Consider the following 18344-nt stretch of genomic DNA (forward strand, 5'->3'; position numbering starts at 1 on the left):
GGCTTTGCATCCAATACATCTTTGCATATCTACAAAGAATTCCTGTTCTGTTCTGTAATTGGTTACGGGCATATCTTATAATTTCGGGTTACAATTTATTAAATACTCGCATACGCGCCTGACGCCGTTGACGGCGGCGATATAACGCCCAAAGGCTTCAGGTTACAGGCGCAAACTTTAAACTCCGGGATTTTTGATACCGGATCAAGCGTTGCCGGTGTAAACTGATTTGCCGACTTTTTGCCAGGCCAATGGTAAGGCAAAAAAACAGTGTCGGTGCGGATAGTCTCTACAATATTGGCAGGAAACTCATCTGTACCTCGACGGGTAGATACCTGCACCAGTTCATTTTGTTTAATTCCATATTTCCGGGCAAGTTCCGGGTGTATTTCTAATTTGGGTTCAGGATACAAATCAACCAGTTTACCTATCCTGCGGGTTTGTGTTCCGCTCAGGTATTGTGATACAACCCTGCCGGTTGTTAATATTACCGGGTATTCTTCATCTGTAATTTCACCGGGATCCCGGTAAGTCACCGGGTTAAAGTGGGCTTTACCGTCGGGAGTCGCAAATTTTTTATCTTCCCATAAGCGCGGCGTACCCGGATGATCCAAAGTAGGGCAAGGCCAGAAAACGCCCATTGTGTCTTCAATTTTTTGGTAAGTAATACCATAATAATCCGCAGTGCCGCCTTTTGAAGCAACCCTTAACTCATTGAATAACTCTTCGCTGTTACGATAAGTGAATTTATCTTCGGCACCAAGTCTTTTTGCCAATTCCAATATGATGGATGTATCGCTGCGTGCATGTCCCGGCGGGTTCACGGCTTTGCGGATCCGAACTACACGGCCTTCGGCGGTAGTAACCGTTCCTTCCTCTTCTTCCTGTAATGATCCGGCCAGAATAATATCAGCATGACGGGCGGTTTCATTCATAAAAAAATCAATACAAACATAAAACTCGAGTTTCTCCAGTGCTTCGCGCACATAATTATTATTAGGCAGAGAAACCAACGGATTAAAACAAATGGATAGCAGCCCTTTTACTTCACCCCGGTGAATGGCCTCAATAAGTTCATAGGCGGTGTAACCTTTGCCGGGCATATCTTTTTCATCAATTCCCCAAACCCCGGCTATATACTTTCGGTGTTCAGGATTGGTAATATCACGATTTCCCGGCAGCTGATCACATTTGTGGCCATGCTCTCTCCCCCTGTCCGTTTCCCTGGCCTGTAATAGTACCATAGCCGCAATATGGCTTACCAATACGGCCGGTTGCCAGGACAATATTGATACAGCCAAGCACATTATCTACACCTTTTGAATGATGTTCAATACCTCTGGCGTGTAACAAAAAGCTTGTTTTTGCTTTGCCCCACCATTGTGCTGCCAGTTCAATTTTCGCTTTTTCAATACCGGTAATTTCTTCGGCCCATTCCAGCGTGTAATCCTTAACAGCTGCCAATGCCTTATCAAAATCTGTGGTATGGTTGTCAATAAAATCATGATCGAGCATATCATGATCGGCCAGGTATTTAAGTATTGCGCCGTACAAAGCGGAGTCGGTTCCGGGCCTGACCGGTAAATGCAGATCGGCGGTCCTGGCCAGTGGAATAACCCTGGGGTCAACCACGATTAATTTTGCCCCATGGTCCCGCGCACGCCAAACCCAGTGTGTTAAAGTCGGAAAGGTTTCGCTGATGTTAGCGCCCGCTACAATAATCACTTCCGCCTTCTCCAGGTCGGCATACGTATTTGAGGTGCGGTCGAGTCCGAAAGCTTTTTTATTGCCGGCTCCCGCGCTAACCATACATAAACGACCATTATAATCTAAATTGGCGGTTTTCAATGCTACCCGCGCAAACTTGCCCATCAGGTAGCTTTTTTCATTGGTAAGCGAAACTCCCGACAGCACAGAAAAAGCGTTCTTTCCGTATTTTTCCTGTATCCGTTTTATTTCGGCCACGGTTTTATCCATCGCTTCATCCCACGAAACCGGAGTAAAGCCTACGCCTTCCTTGCGTTGTAAGGGCTGTAAAATCCTGTCTGGATGATTGTTCTGCATATATCGTTGTACGCCTTTTGGGCATAAACGTCCCTGGTTAAAAGGAAACTCCTCCCAGGGGTCAAATCCAACAACTTTATCATTTTTAACCAGTAGCTTTATACCACACTGCATTCCGCAGAAACAGCAATGCGTTTTTACCGCTTTATCCGGCTCATCACGGCCGGCAAAACCTTCGCGGGGAGGATAATTCAAATGCGGGCCAAACTGTTCTATTAGCTTTTCGGGCGAAACTGGTAAATGGGCCATAAATTTGTATTCTATGTTAAATTACTACTGCGTCAATTAACCGAAAAGGTTACCTCCATTTTGCTGCCTGGCTTTAAGATGAGCCATTGCCAATCTTGAGCGCTTCCCTTCTGGGCTCAGATCAAGGTGCGATGTACCATCCTCAAGTGTAAAGTCAAAGCCTAATTCTTTGGTTACAATTTTCAAGTCGTTTATATGCAACTGGGTAGCAAATTCCTGGTGGGTATGAGGGCATACCGCCATCCCCCTTTTTATACCTTCCTTTTTGTAAATATGAGCGCCTATCTGGGCCGGCCGTTGTATAATATGAAAAAACTTGCCAAACGGGATCCAGATAAGAAACATAATAACTGTTATAGCATGGGTTACGGCCATATAATCATATGCAATGCCTTTCATATATTCATAACCATAGCTCAAGCCAAGACCGGTAACAGCAATAGCTAAAAGCAGGATTAACGGCAGCAAATCACCCTCAAAAGTTTGCGTAGCAACTAAACCGGCATTAGTGAGGCGACGACGCATAAATATCAATACGCCGGCAATAACTAACCACGAGCACCAGTAAAGGGCCTTAAAAATCACAAAAGCCACAAATGAACCAAGTGCAAATTCAAACATTTTGAATCCGAAGAAATGGGCTTCATACATGTGCACTCTCGAGGGGTTTATACTGGTTGCGGGGTTCATGGTAAAATTTATCCAGCCAAAGGTTAAAGGAAAAGTAACACAGAAAGCCATTGTGCAACCTGTTGCCATTAAAAAATGGCCTATCCACCGGCTCCGTCCGCGGGGATAAATAAACTTTTGGAAGCCAATATTTTGTATAAACTCTTTTGCAAATGAAATAACATGCAAAAATATCTTCCCGGTAAAAAAAACTGAAAGGTGCGCTTAAAATACATCCAGGTAGGTGGCCTTTGCAACCATACGGTATAACGGTAAACTATTCCGAAAAAAGCGAACACAGTTCCGAATAAATAAATAATTAATGCGGGGTCGAAATTTTGAAGCTTACGTGAGCCATAAAAAACGAACGAGATTAACAATAAGGAAACTCCTGTAGCTATAAATAGGGCCTTTTTATTAAGAGACATATCCATCTGCTAATTGTATTAAGAAGTATGATAATTGCCGGTTTCAATAAGCCGGATTAGATTTTCACCAAAAATATACAACTATTTCTGATGCGGGTTTTCCTGGTTTCTGTTTATTATTATAATATGCCGTGGCTATTATAAAACATTTAAAAATACAAAAAAAACAGTTTCTTGTATCGGTTTTAATTACATTAGACTATATTCTTCAATAATTACCTTTTATTAATGCCTCTTTATTTCCTGTTATCATAAACTTATTACGAAAATATGGAAGCTCAGCATACAGCACTACCACCTAAACCAGGCGAACCGATTACGGGCCACTCACTCCAAACTTTCTTCCCTGGTTACTTTGCTTTGGTAATGGCAACCGGGATAGTTTCGGTTGGTGCCTTTTTATATAATATGAAACAGGTTGCCAACATCTTGTTATGTGCTAACGTTATTTTTTATATTGTGCTTTGGGCTGTGCTCATATTCAGGGCAATTAAATACCCTACAGATGTATGGAAAGATATAAGCAGTCTCGTCGCGTGGAGTCACTTTTTTAACCATCGTTGCCGCGAATAATGTTTTAGGGAACCAGTTTGCTTTAATGACCTCCTATAAAGATGTAGCCATTTTTTTATGGGAATTTGGCATCGTACTCTGGGTGATGATTACTTACACCTTTTTTATTGTGATCACCGCCAAAGAACCTAAACAAGGAGTGGAAGCGAGTTTAAGCGGTGCCTGGCTGCTCATTGTCGTAGCCACCGAATCTGTAGCGGTGCTGGGGGCTATTATTGCCGGTGAAATGGTTCATAAGGATGTTACTATTTTTATATCGTTTTGCGCTTTCCTCATTGGAGCAATGCACTATATGGTATTTATATCGTTAATTATATACCGCTGGCTTTTTATAAGCATGAAAGCGGAGTTGTTAACCCCTCCTTATTGGATAAATATGGGTGCCGTAGCCATTACCACGCTGGCGGGTTCACGTTTATTGATGTACTCACACAATCATGAATGGATAAGCGGCATTAGCTATTTTTTACCCGGGCTCACGGTTTTTTTCTGGGCGTTTGCAACCTGGTGGATCCCTATCCTGTTTTTATTACCTGTATGGCGGCATATCATACAAAAAGTTCCCGTGAAATATGATCCGCAATATTGGTCGCTCGTTTTTCCGGCCGGTATGTACGCCGTAGCTACCTTTAATTTTTCCAAAGCGCTTGATCTCCCGTTTATCCTGCCCATTTCCAATATCTTTATTTATTTTTCAATTACAGCATGGGTGATTGTTTTTGCCGGAATGTTAAGAGAGTTCATCCGTTTTTTGCATTCAGAAAAGAGCCTTTAAATATTTCAAAAACTTAAGTATAAAGGCATTGCTTTATTCTAACCTCAAAAGCAACAGAAAGGGAGAACAATCAATAATAGTTAAAATCTGTTTTGGAAAAAGCGGCTAAGATTGTCCGGAGTTTTTTATTTAAAGGTCATTGTAATGTTTTGGCATAATTAACCGTATTGGTAATCAAATTGTATTTTTTTATTAAACCCAAAAAAAGGTTTTGAAATTTCAAAAAAAAGCCGATAATTGCCACCGAAATATCAGAAAACTCGAGCTATTGATTAAAGATTCGCATCTGGATACGATGCACCGGTCAATATCAACAGAAAGATATTTTAATATTACCATTTGGTTAATTTATTAGTTTCCTAAACCTTTCTTTTTGATGAGCATCCGTATAACTATCCGATCCTTATATGTTTTAATTTTACTATCCTTCACTGCTGCGTTAAAAGGCTATAGTCAAACCATACCAGTTGGAAGCTATGCTGAGGAGCTATTACGCAGGGATCAGGTAGCAGGAAATACAGGCAATACGTCATCGCTTGTTATCAGGCCTTTAGCTTCAACGGTTGCTGATCCTGCGTTTCAGCCATTGATTTCGAGCCATGAGTATTTAAAATTCAATTTCATGGGCATGCCATCGGGTTTACGCATCCTTCCGTTTAACTGGTTAAATGAATACAACGTGAACCGTCCCTTTGGCTACAATAATTCCTCCTTGTATCCCAATGCAGGCTATCAAAGCATGCTTAGCGGCGGTTTCTTGTTAAAAGCCGGAATTCTCAACGTACAGATAAAACCTGAGCTGGTTTACGCACAAAATAAAAGCTTTTCAACTTTTGCAGATGTACAGGCCCGAAACAATTCGCCGGCACTTATGGGTGCTTATTTTGGCCAAATCAATGGAATTGATGCACCCGAACGATTTGGTACATCTTCTTTAAAACATCTTTATCCCGGGCAATCAAAAATCACTTTGACGTATAAAAGCATTGAAGCCGGCGTATCTACAGAAAACTTGTGGTGGGGACCAGGAATAAGAAATTCAATCATGATGAGCAATTCGGCCCCTGGCTTTTTCCATTGGACCTTCAATTCAACCAAACCGGTTAAAACACTGGTTGGCTCATTTGAGTGGCAGATCATAGGAGGCAATCTAAAACAATCGGGTTTTGCACCAGACGATGTAAGCAAACTTATATACGGCAGCAATTTATATAGCCCCAAACCTAAAGTTACAAGGTATATTTCGGCCTACAGTGTCAACTGGCAGCCTAAATGGCTAAAGGGCTTATACCTTGGCCTTTCTGCTTATGACTATCTTGACAAAGACTCTCTTTATCATAATAAAAACATTATCCGTAAAGTAATTCCGGTTATTACCGGCTCTTCACTAAAGGCGAATGACATCAACAACGGACAAAACGGCGACCAACAGGATTTTGCGTACGCGCTCAACATCAGACAACTGCTACCTTTATACAAAGCTGAAATTTACTTTGAATGGGCTCGTAATGACCGCACCGGAAGTATTTCTGACTTTTTACAGGAACCCGAGCATTCATCAGCATATACCTTTGGCGGACGCAAATTGTTTGAACTTAGCCGGGGCGGCTTTATACAAATTAAATCGGAAATAACACAGTTGCAAAGAGCGCCAACCTATTTGCTGCGTGACGAGACCTTCATGGTATATCCATTCGCAAAGCCCGAGAGACGGTTATACCAATTATGGCAGATACATAGGTGCTGGAATCGGACCAGGTGGTAACAGCTTTATCTTTGATATAAGTTACCTCAAAAATTACAACTCTTATGGCCTTATGCTGGAAAGGCAGTTACATAACAATGATCTGTATTACCAGGCTTTTACTGAAGCCAGAGTAAGCAATCTTCACTGGGTAGATATTGCGGGTACATTTTATGCTAATCATAAATTTAAAAACTACCTGCTCTCGGCAGAAGCTACCCCTGTTTACACGTTGAATTATGAATACAAAAATGGCTCGACTTTCAATTTACATGCCAGGATTAACTTTACTTATTTTTTTAATTAATGAACAATTTTAGCCCCGATTTTTAGTTTATCGATCAACACACCATTTATACTAGAAATTAAAAAAATCACTTTAACCCCTAAAATGGGAAATTGGTTTACTTTTGCAGAAAATATTATCATTTATTGGAGTGTTATTTTATACTCTGATGACTTTCACATATGAACAGACTTCGCTTTCTTATATTTTTAATTGCTGTACTCAGTTTCGGAGCAGTTACTAATATTACCGCCCAAACCAACTTACAAAACATTTCCTCAATTAATGTCGACGATATTTCAGATCAGCAACTGATTCAGCTGCTACAGCAAGCTCAAAAATCAGGATTAACCGACGCTGAGTTGCTACAGCAAGCTCAAAGCCGGGGAATGTCAGCCGCACAGGTTCAAAAGTTAGAACTTCGTATAAAAAAATTAAGGACCAAAAACAACGAATCATCCAATACCCAACCCGATTCGACACTTACACGGCAAGGCAGGCAACTTAATTATAAACCAGATACTACTGATACCCTTTACACCAATAAAGATTTATTTGAAAGCTTAAAGCCAAAAATTTTTGGCGCCGATATTTTTAAAAATAAAAACAGTTCATTTGAACCCAATCTTAAACTGGCTACCCCGTTAAATTATATTGTTGGGCCTAATGATCAGCTTAACATAAGTGTTTACGGCAGCTCTTTGGTAAACTGGAAACTGGAAGTATCCCCCGAAGGAAATATAAACATTCCGGGGGTTGGCATTTTAAATGTTGGCAGTAAAACTATTGAACAAGCCACAGCTTTGATAAAAAGTAGGCTTGCAGCGAATAATTATGCGGTTGGCCGCGGTACAAGCGTACAGGTTACCCTTGGAAATATCCGTAGTATTCAGGTAATTATTATAGGGCAGGTAGCTAAACCGGGCACTTATACCCTACCCTCGCTCGCTACCGTTTTTAATGCATTATATATGGCAGGCGGCCCAAATGATAATGGTAGCTTAAGGCAGATAGAGGTTATCAGGAATAACCACATTATCAGGCACCTGGATGTTTATGATTTTTTGTTAAAAGGCGATCAGAAAAACAACATTACCCTGCAGGATCAGGACATTGTACGCGTACCAACGTACCGGACCAGGGTGCAGCTTGTTGGTGAGATTAAAATACCTGCCTTGTTTGAAGTTTTGCCGGGTGAAAGCCTGGATAACATTATAACTTATGCCGGAGGTTTTACTGATAGTGCATATACTGCCAGGATCAAAGTATCGCAGGTAAGTGATCAGCAGCGCAAAATAACGGATGTGTTGGAAGCCGATTATAAAAACTACATTCCGTTAAGGGGCGATAAGTATACTATTGAACCTATTATATACAGGTTTGAAAACAGGGTAGTAATAAAAGGAGCAGTTTTCCGGCCTGGCGATTATGAACTGCAAAGTGGGCTAACACTGCTGCAATTAATTGACAAAGCCGCGGGATTAAAAGAAGACGCTTTTACCGAACGCGGTACAATTACCCGCCTAAAGCCGGATAACAGTACCGAAATAATAGGGTTTAATGTTAAGGACGTTATCAATAAATCTGTAAATATCCCCTTACAGCGTGAAGATATTGTTAACATCTCGTCCATATTTGATTTAAGAGATAAATACACCGTTACTATTAATGGTAATGTAAGGAAACCGGGGAAGTTTGCTTTTTCAGAAAATATGAAAGTAGAAGACCTGATTTTAAAAGCCGGCGGTTTTGCAGAAGGCGCAAGTACAAACCGTATTGAAGTAGCCCGGAGGATAACCGATGCCGATCCTTCATCTAAAAACAGTTCAGTATCGCAGGTTTTTAGCGTTAATATTGACGGTAAGCTGAAACCGGCAGACGCTAACTTTGTGCTTACGCCCTTTGATATTGTTTCGGTATATAGCCTGCCCGGATATGAAAAGCAAAAAACAGTAAAGGTTGAGGGCGAAGTTTTATACCCCGGCTCCTACACCATCAAAAGTAAAAACGAAAAAATATCCGACCTGATTGCCAGGGCTGGCGGGCTTACCGCCTCGGCCGATGCAGCGGGCGGTTCGCTAAAACGCGATAATTTTGCAATACTGGGTATAGATAAAAACAAAGCAGATACGGCATCAGTAAATGCTGAACGCTCGGCCCGGATAAACAGGTTAAAACAATCATACAAAGATTCGACGAAAACCACTACCGATACCGTACAACAAAGAAATAATTATGTTGGTATTGAGTTGGATAAAATTTTAAAGTCTCCCGGATCAAAAACAGATTTGCTTTTGGAAAATGGCGATGTTATCAGGGTGCCAAAGCAACAGCAGATTGTTCGTGTTAACGGCCAGGTACTTTACCCAAGCGCCGTGGTATTTGACAAATCAAAATCATTTAATGATTTTGTTTCCAATGCCGGCGGTTACGGGCCGGATGCACTGAGGCGCGGCGCATATGTGGTTTACCCTAACGGAACGGTAAAAGGCACACGGAAGTTTCTTTTCTTTAATAATCATCCATCTGTTAAACCTGGTAGTGAAATATATGTACCTAAAAAATCAGAAAGTAAGGGTAATACTGCCCAAACTATATTAGGGTTTACTACCGGACTGGCTTCTTTGGGAGCAATTATTTTAGGGATATTAAGTTTGAATAAATAGCAGCTAAAAATCACCAAACTTTATTCATGACTCAAACTATAAAACATAGCCCCGACGAAATTTCAATAACAGATTTTGTAAAAAAATTCGGTCGGTGTCTTCATATCTCAAAAGCAAATGGCTCATAATATTAATTACCAGCATAGCAGGTGGAGGATTAGGGTTAGCATATGCGATACTAAAAAAACCGTTTACACGGCCTCTTCTACTTTTGTATTAGATGATGGAAATAAATCCGGTGGTTTAAATCAATATGCAAGTTTGGCCTCCATGGCTGGTATAGATATTGGCGGAGGAAGCGCCGGTGGAATATTTCAAAACGATAATATTCTTGAACTATACAGATCACGTTTAATGATTGAAAAAACATTGTTAAGCGAAGCAACCTTTAACGGCAAAAAGCAACAATTAATTGAAAGGTACATTGACTTTAACCATCTTAGAGACGTTTGGAAACAAGAAGATAATAACGGTGATATTTCATTTACCGGCAGTTCAGATAATTTTAGCCGTAAACAAGACAGCATTATTTCTAAGCTTGTTGAAGTACTCAATAAGCAATCGCTTACAGTTAGTAAACCGGATAAAAAACTGAGCATTATAAGAGTAGATGTTACAAACAAAGATGAATTGTTTGCAAAGGAATTTAATTTGAAACTTGTTGCAAATGTTAACGACTTTTACAAAACAACAAGGACCAAAAAGAGCAACCAAAACATACAAACACTTCAATTCCAAGCAGACAGCGTTAAGAGGGTTCTAAATAATTCAATTAATGGAGTTGCATCAGCAATAGATGCTTCACCTAACGCAAATCCCAGCCTGCAGATATTAAGGGCCCCGTCTCAGCGAAAACAAATAGATGTACAGGCAAGTACCGCTATTTATGGGGAGATTGTAAAGAACCTTGAACTTTCAAAAATGTCATTGAGACAGGAGACACCATTAATTCAATTAATTGACAGTCCCATACTGCCTCTCGAAAAAACTAAACTTAACAAACTTGTAGGATTTTTTGTGGGGATGTTATTAGCATCTTTGTCAATAGTATTAATACTATTATTATTCAGACAATCCAAATTGGTTCCTAAAGCTTAACTAATACATGAAGATCAGCATTATACTACCTCATGTAATTCGAAGACCAGGAGGGGGCACAAAAATCATGTATGAGTTTGCTAATCAGCTAAGTGATTTAGGTCACGAGGTTGTGGTATATAATTGCATACAAACGTCTTTTTTTGAATTATCGGGGCTAAAACTATTAGTAAAAAGATTGTACCTGTTTTTTAATAAACACCCGGCATGGTACAAATTCAATAAAAGCATAAAATCAACTATCATTAAACAGGTAAGCAATATCTTGATTGATGATGCTGAAGCAATTTTTTTACAGGATGGTCATTAGCGTATGACCTCCAAAAACTCAGTCAAACTAAAGGAAAAAAATTTAATCTGATTCAAGATCTTGAATTTTGGACAGGCGAAAAAGAAACTATTATTGATTCGTATTTATTCAAGAACATAATTAAGCTAACTTATTCAAATCACATACAAAACTATATAACACAGTTAGGCGAACAGGTTCATAAAGTTTCAATTAGTGTTGATACGAACTTTTTTAAAATAGCATCGCCCATTGAGAAACGGGTTGAACGCACTATTTGTATGATGTATTCAACAGAGGAAAGAAAAGGGTCGAAGTTTGGTCTTGAGGCCTTGCTTAGGCTTAAAGAGCAAAACAACGATCTAAAGGTTCATTTATTTGGGACTTCCGCCGGACCTTTAAATTTGCCGGAGGGATTTCAATATCACCAAACGCCTAAAAACCTGCCGCAGCTAATGAATAGCTGCTCTATATTTTTAACCCCGAGTTTATGGGAGGGGTACGGAATACCGGGTATTGAAGCTATGCATTGCGGGTGCGCAGTAGTTTGCTCGGACGCTGAAGGACATATGATGTATGCTAAAAATAATGACACTGCCATTGTTTTTAAAGCTGGGGATACCAATAATATTGTTCATGCACTATCAATGCTGCTTAATGACGATAAGGAGCGGATAAGAATAGCAAAAAATGGGAATAAATTTATTTTAGGTCAAAAGTCATGGGCGGATTGCGCGATCGAACTGACCGATATTTTTGAAAAAAATAAATAGTACTTCAGAAAAAGTTCTTTGGTATATACGTCTAAAACCTAAACCATTTTACAGATTAATACTTTTTTAAAGTCAAAGCACGTTGAAATTTAAGTCAAAACTAAATCAGTATTTTAAAAAATCCAGTATTGCAATAACTATCGGCTTGGGAGGGCTTAAGCTCATAAAGGCAGTATTAACATTAGTTATAATTATACTTTCCGCTAAGTACTTTGGCGCTTCATCTGATAGGGATGCCTGGCTTGTAGGGGTATCGATAATTACGGTATTTATACAACTCTTATTTGGCCCAATCAACGAAACTTTTATTACAAAATATATTCACATCCGTGAAGAAGAATCGGAACAAAGCGTAAACGATGCTACAAACTCATTAGTATCAACTATAATTATCTTATCTCTTATTATCAGTGCAGGTATATTTTGTTTTGCGGATAGTCTTGCAAACTTATTTGCACCGGGCTTTACCGAGGACCAAAGAAAGGTACTGGTTTTGATGATCGATATTTTGATTCCTTCATTGATTATGCTGGAAATTGTTAATATCTGGAGTTCTATTTTAAATGCTTACAAATCATATTTTATTCCCGATCTATTTTCATTTGTTTCGCTTACGCTCAATATCATATTGATTATCATACTATCGCCGTCAATAGGCATATACTCATTAATTGTGTCAGCATATATAGGCTCAATACTTCTGCTCATTATACTGTATCGGGAACTTAAGTATAAATTTAATTATAGTTTCAAATTTATAATTCCAAATTTCCAACAGGTAAAACCCTTCTTCCTCTTCGCGTTACCTTTATATGTTAATTACTTGTTCTCACAGGCCGATACTATTATTGAACGCAATATAACAACCACAAAAGGCACCGGTAGTGTGTCAATGTTAGATTATGCCAGGAAATTTACTGAGCTGCCTACAGGTTTGATGATTGCAGTTGTAACAACGGTATTAACTCCTCTGTTATCGCTTTATGCAGTTAAAAACACAGCGAAAGAGTTAATGGAAGAAACTCAGAAGTATTTTAGGTTTACCATATTGCTGATTTTGCCTATTTCCATTATGTTGATTATTGCACCTCGAGAGATTATTGAAGTGGTTTTAGTTCGGGGTAAATTTGTAGAACAATATGTTAACCCTACAAGTCTGTTGCTTAGGTGGTATGGGCTTGGGTTATTTGCGGTTATATTTTATGTAGTTTATACCCAACTTTTAATTGCCCAAAAAAAAGTATATTTTTTTCTAAGGTTGTGATATTAACCTATGTGGTTAAAATAGGCTTCAATATTTTTTTAACAATTATTTTGAATTAAATACATTTCCCATATCATCAATGCTATCCAACTTTATAATGGGGTTAATACTTATGTATTTTGGACTGAAAGAATTTAGGAAAAAGATGCTTACTGATGCCTTTTTCATGCTCTTGATATTTTCTTTATTAGCAACAGGCGGGCTTTTTTTCATGATTATTTAAAACCGTATTTAAAAAACAACCTGTTAGTAATATTTATCTCTTTCGCGTTCATCTTTAGTTTTGAGCTTATTTTAATTTTGATTTTGAGAATCGATGAAGCGAAGATAATTAGCAGGTTCTTCAGTTCATCATATAAGCGAGTTTTTTTAAATGGAAAAAAGATTAAAATTATTGAATGCGCAGATCAACTGGGCTTAGGCGGCACCGAATATGCACTCCAATTATATTGTAAATATTTAGATAAGGAAAAATTTGATGTTACTGCGGTTGGCCTCTACAAAGGCGGGGAAAGAGAGCAATTAATTAAGGGCCTCGGTATTAAAGTGGTGGTATTAAATGGAGACTTTAACGAATTCGAAAAGATTATTGAAGGAACAGATGTTTTTCATTGGCATGGATATGGTCAGGTGGACGAAAAATTATTTGCTTCTTTAAACAAAAACAAACCCCGATTAATAATTCAAACTAACGTTTTCGGCCACTTTGAGAAATCGCCATTTTATGATCTTATTGACTTTGATCTGTATATCTCAAAAATGATATTGGTGCGGCGAATGGCACTTGACGGCTCATATGCAGAGCAATTTGTGGGTAAGCGAAAGGTATTGCCGTATCCGGTTGACATAGATTTTTTAAAAGATGAAAATATAGAACCTCCCTTGGCAGATGTTGAACAATTTAAAATTAAGCATAACATTAATGACTGCTTTGTGGTAGGTCGGGTAGGCCGCGCCGACGATCATAAATTTGATATGATAACACTTACCGCTTTTGCTGAATATCTCAACTATAACAATAATGCTAAATTTTTATTGGTGGGTGCCACGAAAAGGATGCTTGCGTTGATCAAAAAACTAAAAATAACTAACAGCGTAATAATATTAGATAACACAACTCATATGAAACAGCTTCTTACTTACTATAAAGCAATGGATGTTTTCTTAGCAGCAAGTAATATAGGCGAAAGTTTTGGAATGGTGATGGCTGAGGCAATGAGTATGGGAGTACCGGTGGTAACCATTAGCACCCCCGCTAAAGACAATGCACAGGTTGAAGTTGTAGATAATGGGGATACCGGCTTTGTGACATATCGATTAAAAGAGACGATAGCCGCTGCAATTAATCAGATTTGTTGTAATCCGGAACAGGCAAAACTATTTGGAAAAAACTCCATTCAAAAAATATACCGCTCCTACAGAGCTCAAGATATAGTTCATAGCCTCGAGCAGTTAATATTAAAAAACTTAGGCATTGAATTTAAAGATGCACCTTACTTAATTGTAAATTGGGATAACGATCTTAAAGCTGATTATAAAAATAGATGCAGCAATTTATTCGGACAACCGAATCTTATCGGCAAAATAAAAGTAAGGTATTACCAAACATTTGCTTATAAAGTTCACAACAAGCTTTTTAGCATAATAAGAAAAATGTGGTAATGAAAATATTATTTATTAGCTCGGCTCAACAGCCCGATTACTTATGCGATGCCATGTACCACGGCCTAAAAACCGTTTATGAACAGGGTGTTGAGGCGGTCAACGATATGTGGTATATGTACACTTCCCTGTTAACCGACGAACAAAAACACTTATATGGCAAAGGTTTTTCCCTTTATGGGCTATTGGCTCCTGAAATTAAAAATGTACCTCCAATTAACGACGTGCTTAACCGAATCCGGGAAGGCTATTATACTTATATCGTTTACGGCTCTGTTCAACAATGCAAATTATTTCTTGACCTTGTTATTGAAAATTACAGTTCAGATAAAATCATCTTTATAGATGGGGAAGACCGCACGTCCATTGTTAAAGAACTAACAACTAAAGGGTACTATTTTAAAAGAGAACTGATAAATAGCACTCCAACAGTTTACCCGATAGGGTTTGCAATTCCTGCCAAAAAAATTGTAAAAACGATTCCACAGAAAAGCAGAGAGTGGGCAATTAACTATCCGGGTAAGCTACATACATACATACATAAAACAGAGGATTCATATTATTTTGATTATCAGACATCAAAGTTTGCTGTAACGTTTAAAAAAGAAGGGTGGGATTGTTTGCGGCATTATGAAATCTTGGCAAACGGTTGCCTGCCCTATTTTAAAGACTTACATGAATGCCCTGATAAAACTTTAACAAATCTCCCTAAAGATATATTGCTGAAAATAAAAGCTAAAATTGAAAGTGGCACTCCATTCTCTGATGAAGAATATAGTGAAACTGTAAACGGCTTATTGGAATTTACAACTCAAAATTTAACTACCGAAGCCTTAGTGGATTATGTTTTTAAAGTGGTAAAAAGCACCGTTGACAAAAAAACTGTTTCCGCCAGGCTTAATTTTGCTGAAGATGCGGTTATTTTAAAGACAAGATTTATAGATGATGCATTGAACATATTTAAAAAAAACAATCCGGTTATTATTCATTATAGTTTATCCTCTGTTCAGGAATTAAGATATTTGCAACATACTCCCGGTATAGTTTATGCACAGACTTGTTTTAAATCTGCAATAGATACATCGTGGTCAAAGGCTATTAATCTTCTTGAACTACGGGAACAACCGGTTTCGTTTGCTGATGTTATAATTTCAGATATGACATTGCCATACCAGGAAGACATTCTTGATTATATGCAAAACGTTATTAAAGCTATGAATCATGATACAAGATTGATTATTGTGGTGCCCAATTATAAAAGCTTTTCAACTGTATTGGGTTTCATTAAAAATGATCTTAAGTTTGGTCGACTGACGCTTGCTAAAACATCTCAGGTTAACTTTTATTCAAGCAAATCATTGCTAAAATTTTTAAAGTCATTTAACCTATACCAAAGCAGGCAATTAGCCTATGATTTTGATAATAGCCATCCGATCAAAAGAGTTTTGAACAAATTTAATTTTCTGCGGTATTTTACCTGTCGAAAACTGATGATTGAAGCGAGGTTAAAACATGAGTAAAGTATTCATAGTTTTAGTAAATTATACTAAGTATAAAGATACAATTGAATGCTTGGAAAGTGTTTTAAAATCTTCATACCAAAATTTTGAGGTTATCATAATTGATAATTCGCCCAACGATGAATCTGAATATAATATTCGTCGATGGCTCAAAGGTGAATATAATTGTTCAGAAATAAACACGTTATTCCCTGAATTGGTTTATCCTATGCTTGGCAAACCAATTTCGTATACCTATTTAAAAGAGGCTCAGCTTGAAAAAGCTGAGCCGGCGCCTAATAAGGTACTATTTATAAAAGCTATTAACAGAGGTTTTGCCGCTGCTAATAATTTGGCATTTAAATATATTTTAAAAAGTGCTAATCAATCATCATTCGTTTGGCTACTCAATAACGATACCGTTATTGAAAAAGAAACGTTAAAAAATATGATTAACTTTTATAAAAATAACGATCCGGTATATGTTATCGGAAGCAAACTCAAATATTATTATAAAAAAGAGGCTTTGCAGGCAATATGTGGCCGATACAATAAATGGCTGGGAAGTACCTATCATATTGGCGACGGAGAAATAGACCGTGGGCAGTATAACAATTACGTAATGAGCAATGACAATTATATTGTAGGAGCATCAATATTTTTTCCAATTGTTTTTTTAAGCACTGTTGGCGTGATGAATGAAGACTATTTCTTGTATTATGAAGAAATGGATTGGATTTTGACAGGACGCAAATATGGCTTTAAAATAGCGTTAGAACCAACCGCGATAGTATATCATAAAGAGGGAGCTTCAATAGAAGGAGCTTCGTTAAACGGGAAAAATAAAGACAAATCTGTTGCCGATTATTTCTCTATAGTGAATCGGCTTAAGTTCACAAAAAAATGGTATCCTCAATGTACTGTCAGTGTTACTATAGGGGTATTTTATGCATTATTAAAGAGGTTATTAAAGGGCAGGGTGAGGTTCGTAACAAGGGTGACCAAAGCTGTTGTTAAAGTTTTGTTTACATCCTATACTGGTAAAATATAATTAATGAATAATTTTATTCTGTTCATTTCCCTTACAATTTTAACAATAGGACCGATACTAGTTTGGCCCAGCAGGTACAATGTGCCTATGTTGCTTAATGTAGGTTTTGTATTTGTCGCTTATTTCGTTCCGCTTATAATGCTAAGCGATAATGAAAATTATAGCGGAGAAGTTTTTGATTTATTTTACAAGATCACGGTTTTAGGCGCCTTTGCTTATTTATTGGGATTAATTATAGGTTACCTTGTACCTCTAATAAGAATGCCCTTAAGTTTTGTGATACGTGATAATGAATTTTATCAAAAACGGTTTATTAAACTTACACAGATTTTTCTGATTATAGGTGTCGCAGGCATGCTATTAAGCTACCTCTTAATGGGTTTTGTGCCAGCATTTGCAAGTGATCCGTTAAATGCAAAGTTTTTTAGGGGCGCTTATGAAGCTCCATATATGCGTGTAGCAGTTTTATACCGCATTTCTAATCTTATCTTAATAAATGCCCTCGGCTTTGGCTTTATTTTGGTTTATATCAAGCGGACATTTTTTAACATTTCCCTTGTAATACTCGCTTCATGTGTTCTGTTATCAACTTTGAACCGTGGAACAACGGCATTTGCGCTATTAACGGTTATTGGCCTGGTGTGCGCTGATAAAGGCCGACTATATTCGTGGTTATTCGTTATTTTCAATTCTTTTACAATAATTATAGGCAGTATCTCCTACTACATAATAGGGCTTATTTTTGGCATAGATCAATTCACTGATCTGTATTCCGAAGATTCATTGTGGACGCTGATTGCTTCGGGGGCACCGGACATATCAGATCAACTACAATTTTTAAAAATGTATCTGCTTAACCCGGAGCTAACTTATGGAAAAACTTTTTTGGGAGGATTAATTCCGGGTCATTACCAGTGGAACCCCTCGGTTTGGGCACTAAAAGTAATAAGTCCTGACACCGACCTAAATGACATTACTTCTGGAGGGCTAAGACTGCCTGTATCTATATGGGGATATACGGCATTTTCATGGCTTGGCGTTATTGCTGTAAGTCTCATATCAGGTTTAATAATGGGATATTTTACAAAATATCTGAAACATTGGATAAAAAGCGGCAGCATGTCAAAAAACATTGTTGCAATAACGTTTTATAGTCTTATCGGCATTCAACTATCGGGGTTTTACGTTTTTTCATACATGTTTTTCCCGCCTTTAATAGTACTTTTTTTCTATGTTTTTATTTTAAAAAAGTAA

17 protein-coding genes are annotated in these 18344 nt (G+C 38.0%); 13 read left to right on the plus strand and 4 right to left on the minus strand.

The window, feature by feature from the left end; genetic code table 11:
- Positions 1-98 precede the first annotated feature (98 nt).
- Genes ACQ86K_RS17550 through ACQ86K_RS17560 form a run of 3 tightly spaced genes read right to left on the minus strand, consistent with a single transcriptional unit; the run spans position 99 to position 3054 of the window.
- Positions 99-1244, minus strand: coding sequence for a molybdopterin oxidoreductase family protein (locus tag ACQ86K_RS17550; protein WP_431198436.1), 1146 nt, complete (start codon positions 1242-1244; stop codon positions 99-101).
- Positions 1186-2313: a molybdopterin oxidoreductase family protein gene (locus ACQ86K_RS17555; protein ID WP_431198437.1), complete on the minus strand. Its 1128-nt coding sequence runs from the start codon at positions 2311-2313 to the stop codon at positions 1186-1188. The genes ACQ86K_RS17550 and ACQ86K_RS17555 overlap by 59 nt, the downstream gene beginning before the upstream one ends.
- 36 nt (positions 2314-2349) lie before the next feature.
- Entirely contained in the window at positions 2350-3054 is a 705-nt protein-coding gene (locus ACQ86K_RS17560) for a hypothetical protein (protein WP_431198438.1), read from the minus strand.
- Positions 3055-3680: 626 nt separating this feature from the next.
- Between ACQ86K_RS17560 and ACQ86K_RS17565 the strand changes: the two genes are divergently transcribed.
- From ACQ86K_RS17565 to ACQ86K_RS17605, 9 genes are all read left to right on the plus strand, one after another.
- Positions 3681-3983 carry a hypothetical protein gene (locus ACQ86K_RS17565; protein WP_431198439.1) on the plus strand — a complete coding sequence of 101 codons (303 nt, stop codon included), beginning with the start codon at positions 3681-3683 and terminating at the stop codon, positions 3981-3983.
- A 25-nt stretch (positions 3984-4008) separates the two neighbouring features.
- Positions 4009-4758 carry a tellurite resistance/C4-dicarboxylate transporter family protein gene (locus ACQ86K_RS17570; protein WP_431198440.1) on the plus strand — a complete coding sequence of 250 codons (750 nt, stop codon included), beginning with the start codon at positions 4009-4011 and terminating at the stop codon, positions 4756-4758.
- A 376-nt stretch (positions 4759-5134) separates the two neighbouring features.
- The gene (locus ACQ86K_RS17575) at positions 5135-6523 is read left to right on the plus strand and encodes a hypothetical protein (protein ID WP_431198441.1); all 1389 of its coding nucleotides are present in this window, start codon (positions 5135-5137) and stop codon (positions 6521-6523) included.
- Between the two features lie 52 nt (positions 6524-6575).
- Complete coding sequence (locus ACQ86K_RS17580) at positions 6576-6809, plus strand: hypothetical protein (RefSeq protein WP_431198442.1); 234 nt, start codon at positions 6576-6578, stop codon at positions 6807-6809.
- A 161-nt stretch (positions 6810-6970) separates the two neighbouring features.
- On the plus strand, positions 6971-9454 hold the full coding sequence (locus ACQ86K_RS17585; protein WP_091162793.1) for an SLBB domain-containing protein: 2484 nt from the start codon (positions 6971-6973) through the stop codon (positions 9452-9454).
- Positions 9455-9571: 117 nt separating this feature from the next.
- A complete protein-coding gene (locus tag ACQ86K_RS17590) occupies positions 9572-10552 on the plus strand; it encodes a lipopolysaccharide biosynthesis protein (RefSeq protein WP_431198443.1) in 981 nt (326 codons plus the stop codon).
- A gap of 7 nt (positions 10553-10559) precedes the next feature.
- A complete protein-coding gene (locus ACQ86K_RS17595) occupies positions 10560-10862 on the plus strand; it encodes a hypothetical protein (RefSeq protein ID WP_431198444.1) in 303 nt (100 codons plus the stop codon).
- 254 nt (positions 10863-11116) lie between these two features.
- Complete coding sequence (locus tag ACQ86K_RS17600; RefSeq protein ID WP_431200883.1) at positions 11117-11614, plus strand: glycosyltransferase family 4 protein; 498 nt, start codon at positions 11117-11119, stop codon at positions 11612-11614.
- A gap of 82 nt (positions 11615-11696) precedes the next feature.
- Positions 11697-12878 carry a lipid II flippase MurJ gene (locus ACQ86K_RS17605; protein WP_431198445.1) on the plus strand — a complete coding sequence of 394 codons (1182 nt, stop codon included), beginning with the start codon at positions 11697-11699 and terminating at the stop codon, positions 12876-12878.
- A gap of 45 nt (positions 12879-12923) precedes the next feature.
- On the opposite strand, the gene ACQ86K_RS17610 is transcribed toward ACQ86K_RS17605, so the two are convergent.
- Positions 12924-13091: a hypothetical protein gene (locus tag ACQ86K_RS17610; RefSeq protein WP_431198446.1), complete on the minus strand. Its 168-nt coding sequence runs from the start codon at positions 13089-13091 to the stop codon at positions 12924-12926.
- Positions 13092-13184: 93 nt separating this feature from the next.
- Here ACQ86K_RS17610 and ACQ86K_RS17615 point away from each other — a divergent pair, with 93 nt between their 5' ends.
- The 4 genes from ACQ86K_RS17615 to ACQ86K_RS17630 all read left to right on the plus strand — a co-directional run bounded on the left by ACQ86K_RS17615 (position 13185) and on the right by ACQ86K_RS17630 (position 18344).
- On the plus strand, positions 13185-14540 hold the full coding sequence (locus ACQ86K_RS17615) for a glycosyltransferase family 4 protein (protein ID WP_431198447.1): 1356 nt from the start codon (positions 13185-13187) through the stop codon (positions 14538-14540).
- A 116-nt stretch (positions 14541-14656) separates the two neighbouring features.
- Positions 14657-16060, plus strand: a complete 1404-nt coding sequence (locus ACQ86K_RS17620) for a hypothetical protein (RefSeq protein ID WP_143020679.1) — start codon at positions 14657-14659, stop codon at positions 16058-16060.
- The gene (locus ACQ86K_RS17625) at positions 16053-17090 is read left to right on the plus strand and encodes a glycosyltransferase family 2 protein (RefSeq protein ID WP_091162787.1); all 1038 of its coding nucleotides are present in this window, start codon (positions 16053-16055) and stop codon (positions 17088-17090) included. Before ACQ86K_RS17620 ends, ACQ86K_RS17625 begins: the two co-directional genes overlap by 8 nt.
- A gap of 3 nt (positions 17091-17093) precedes the next feature.
- Positions 17094-18344 (plus strand): oligosaccharide repeat unit polymerase, encoded by a 1251-nt coding sequence (locus ACQ86K_RS17630; protein ID WP_143020678.1) that lies wholly within the window; start codon positions 17094-17096, stop codon positions 18342-18344.

The organism is Mucilaginibacter sp. P19 (genome assembly GCF_050632265.1).
GTDB lineage: Bacteria > Bacteroidota > Bacteroidia > Sphingobacteriales > Sphingobacteriaceae > Mucilaginibacter > Mucilaginibacter gossypii.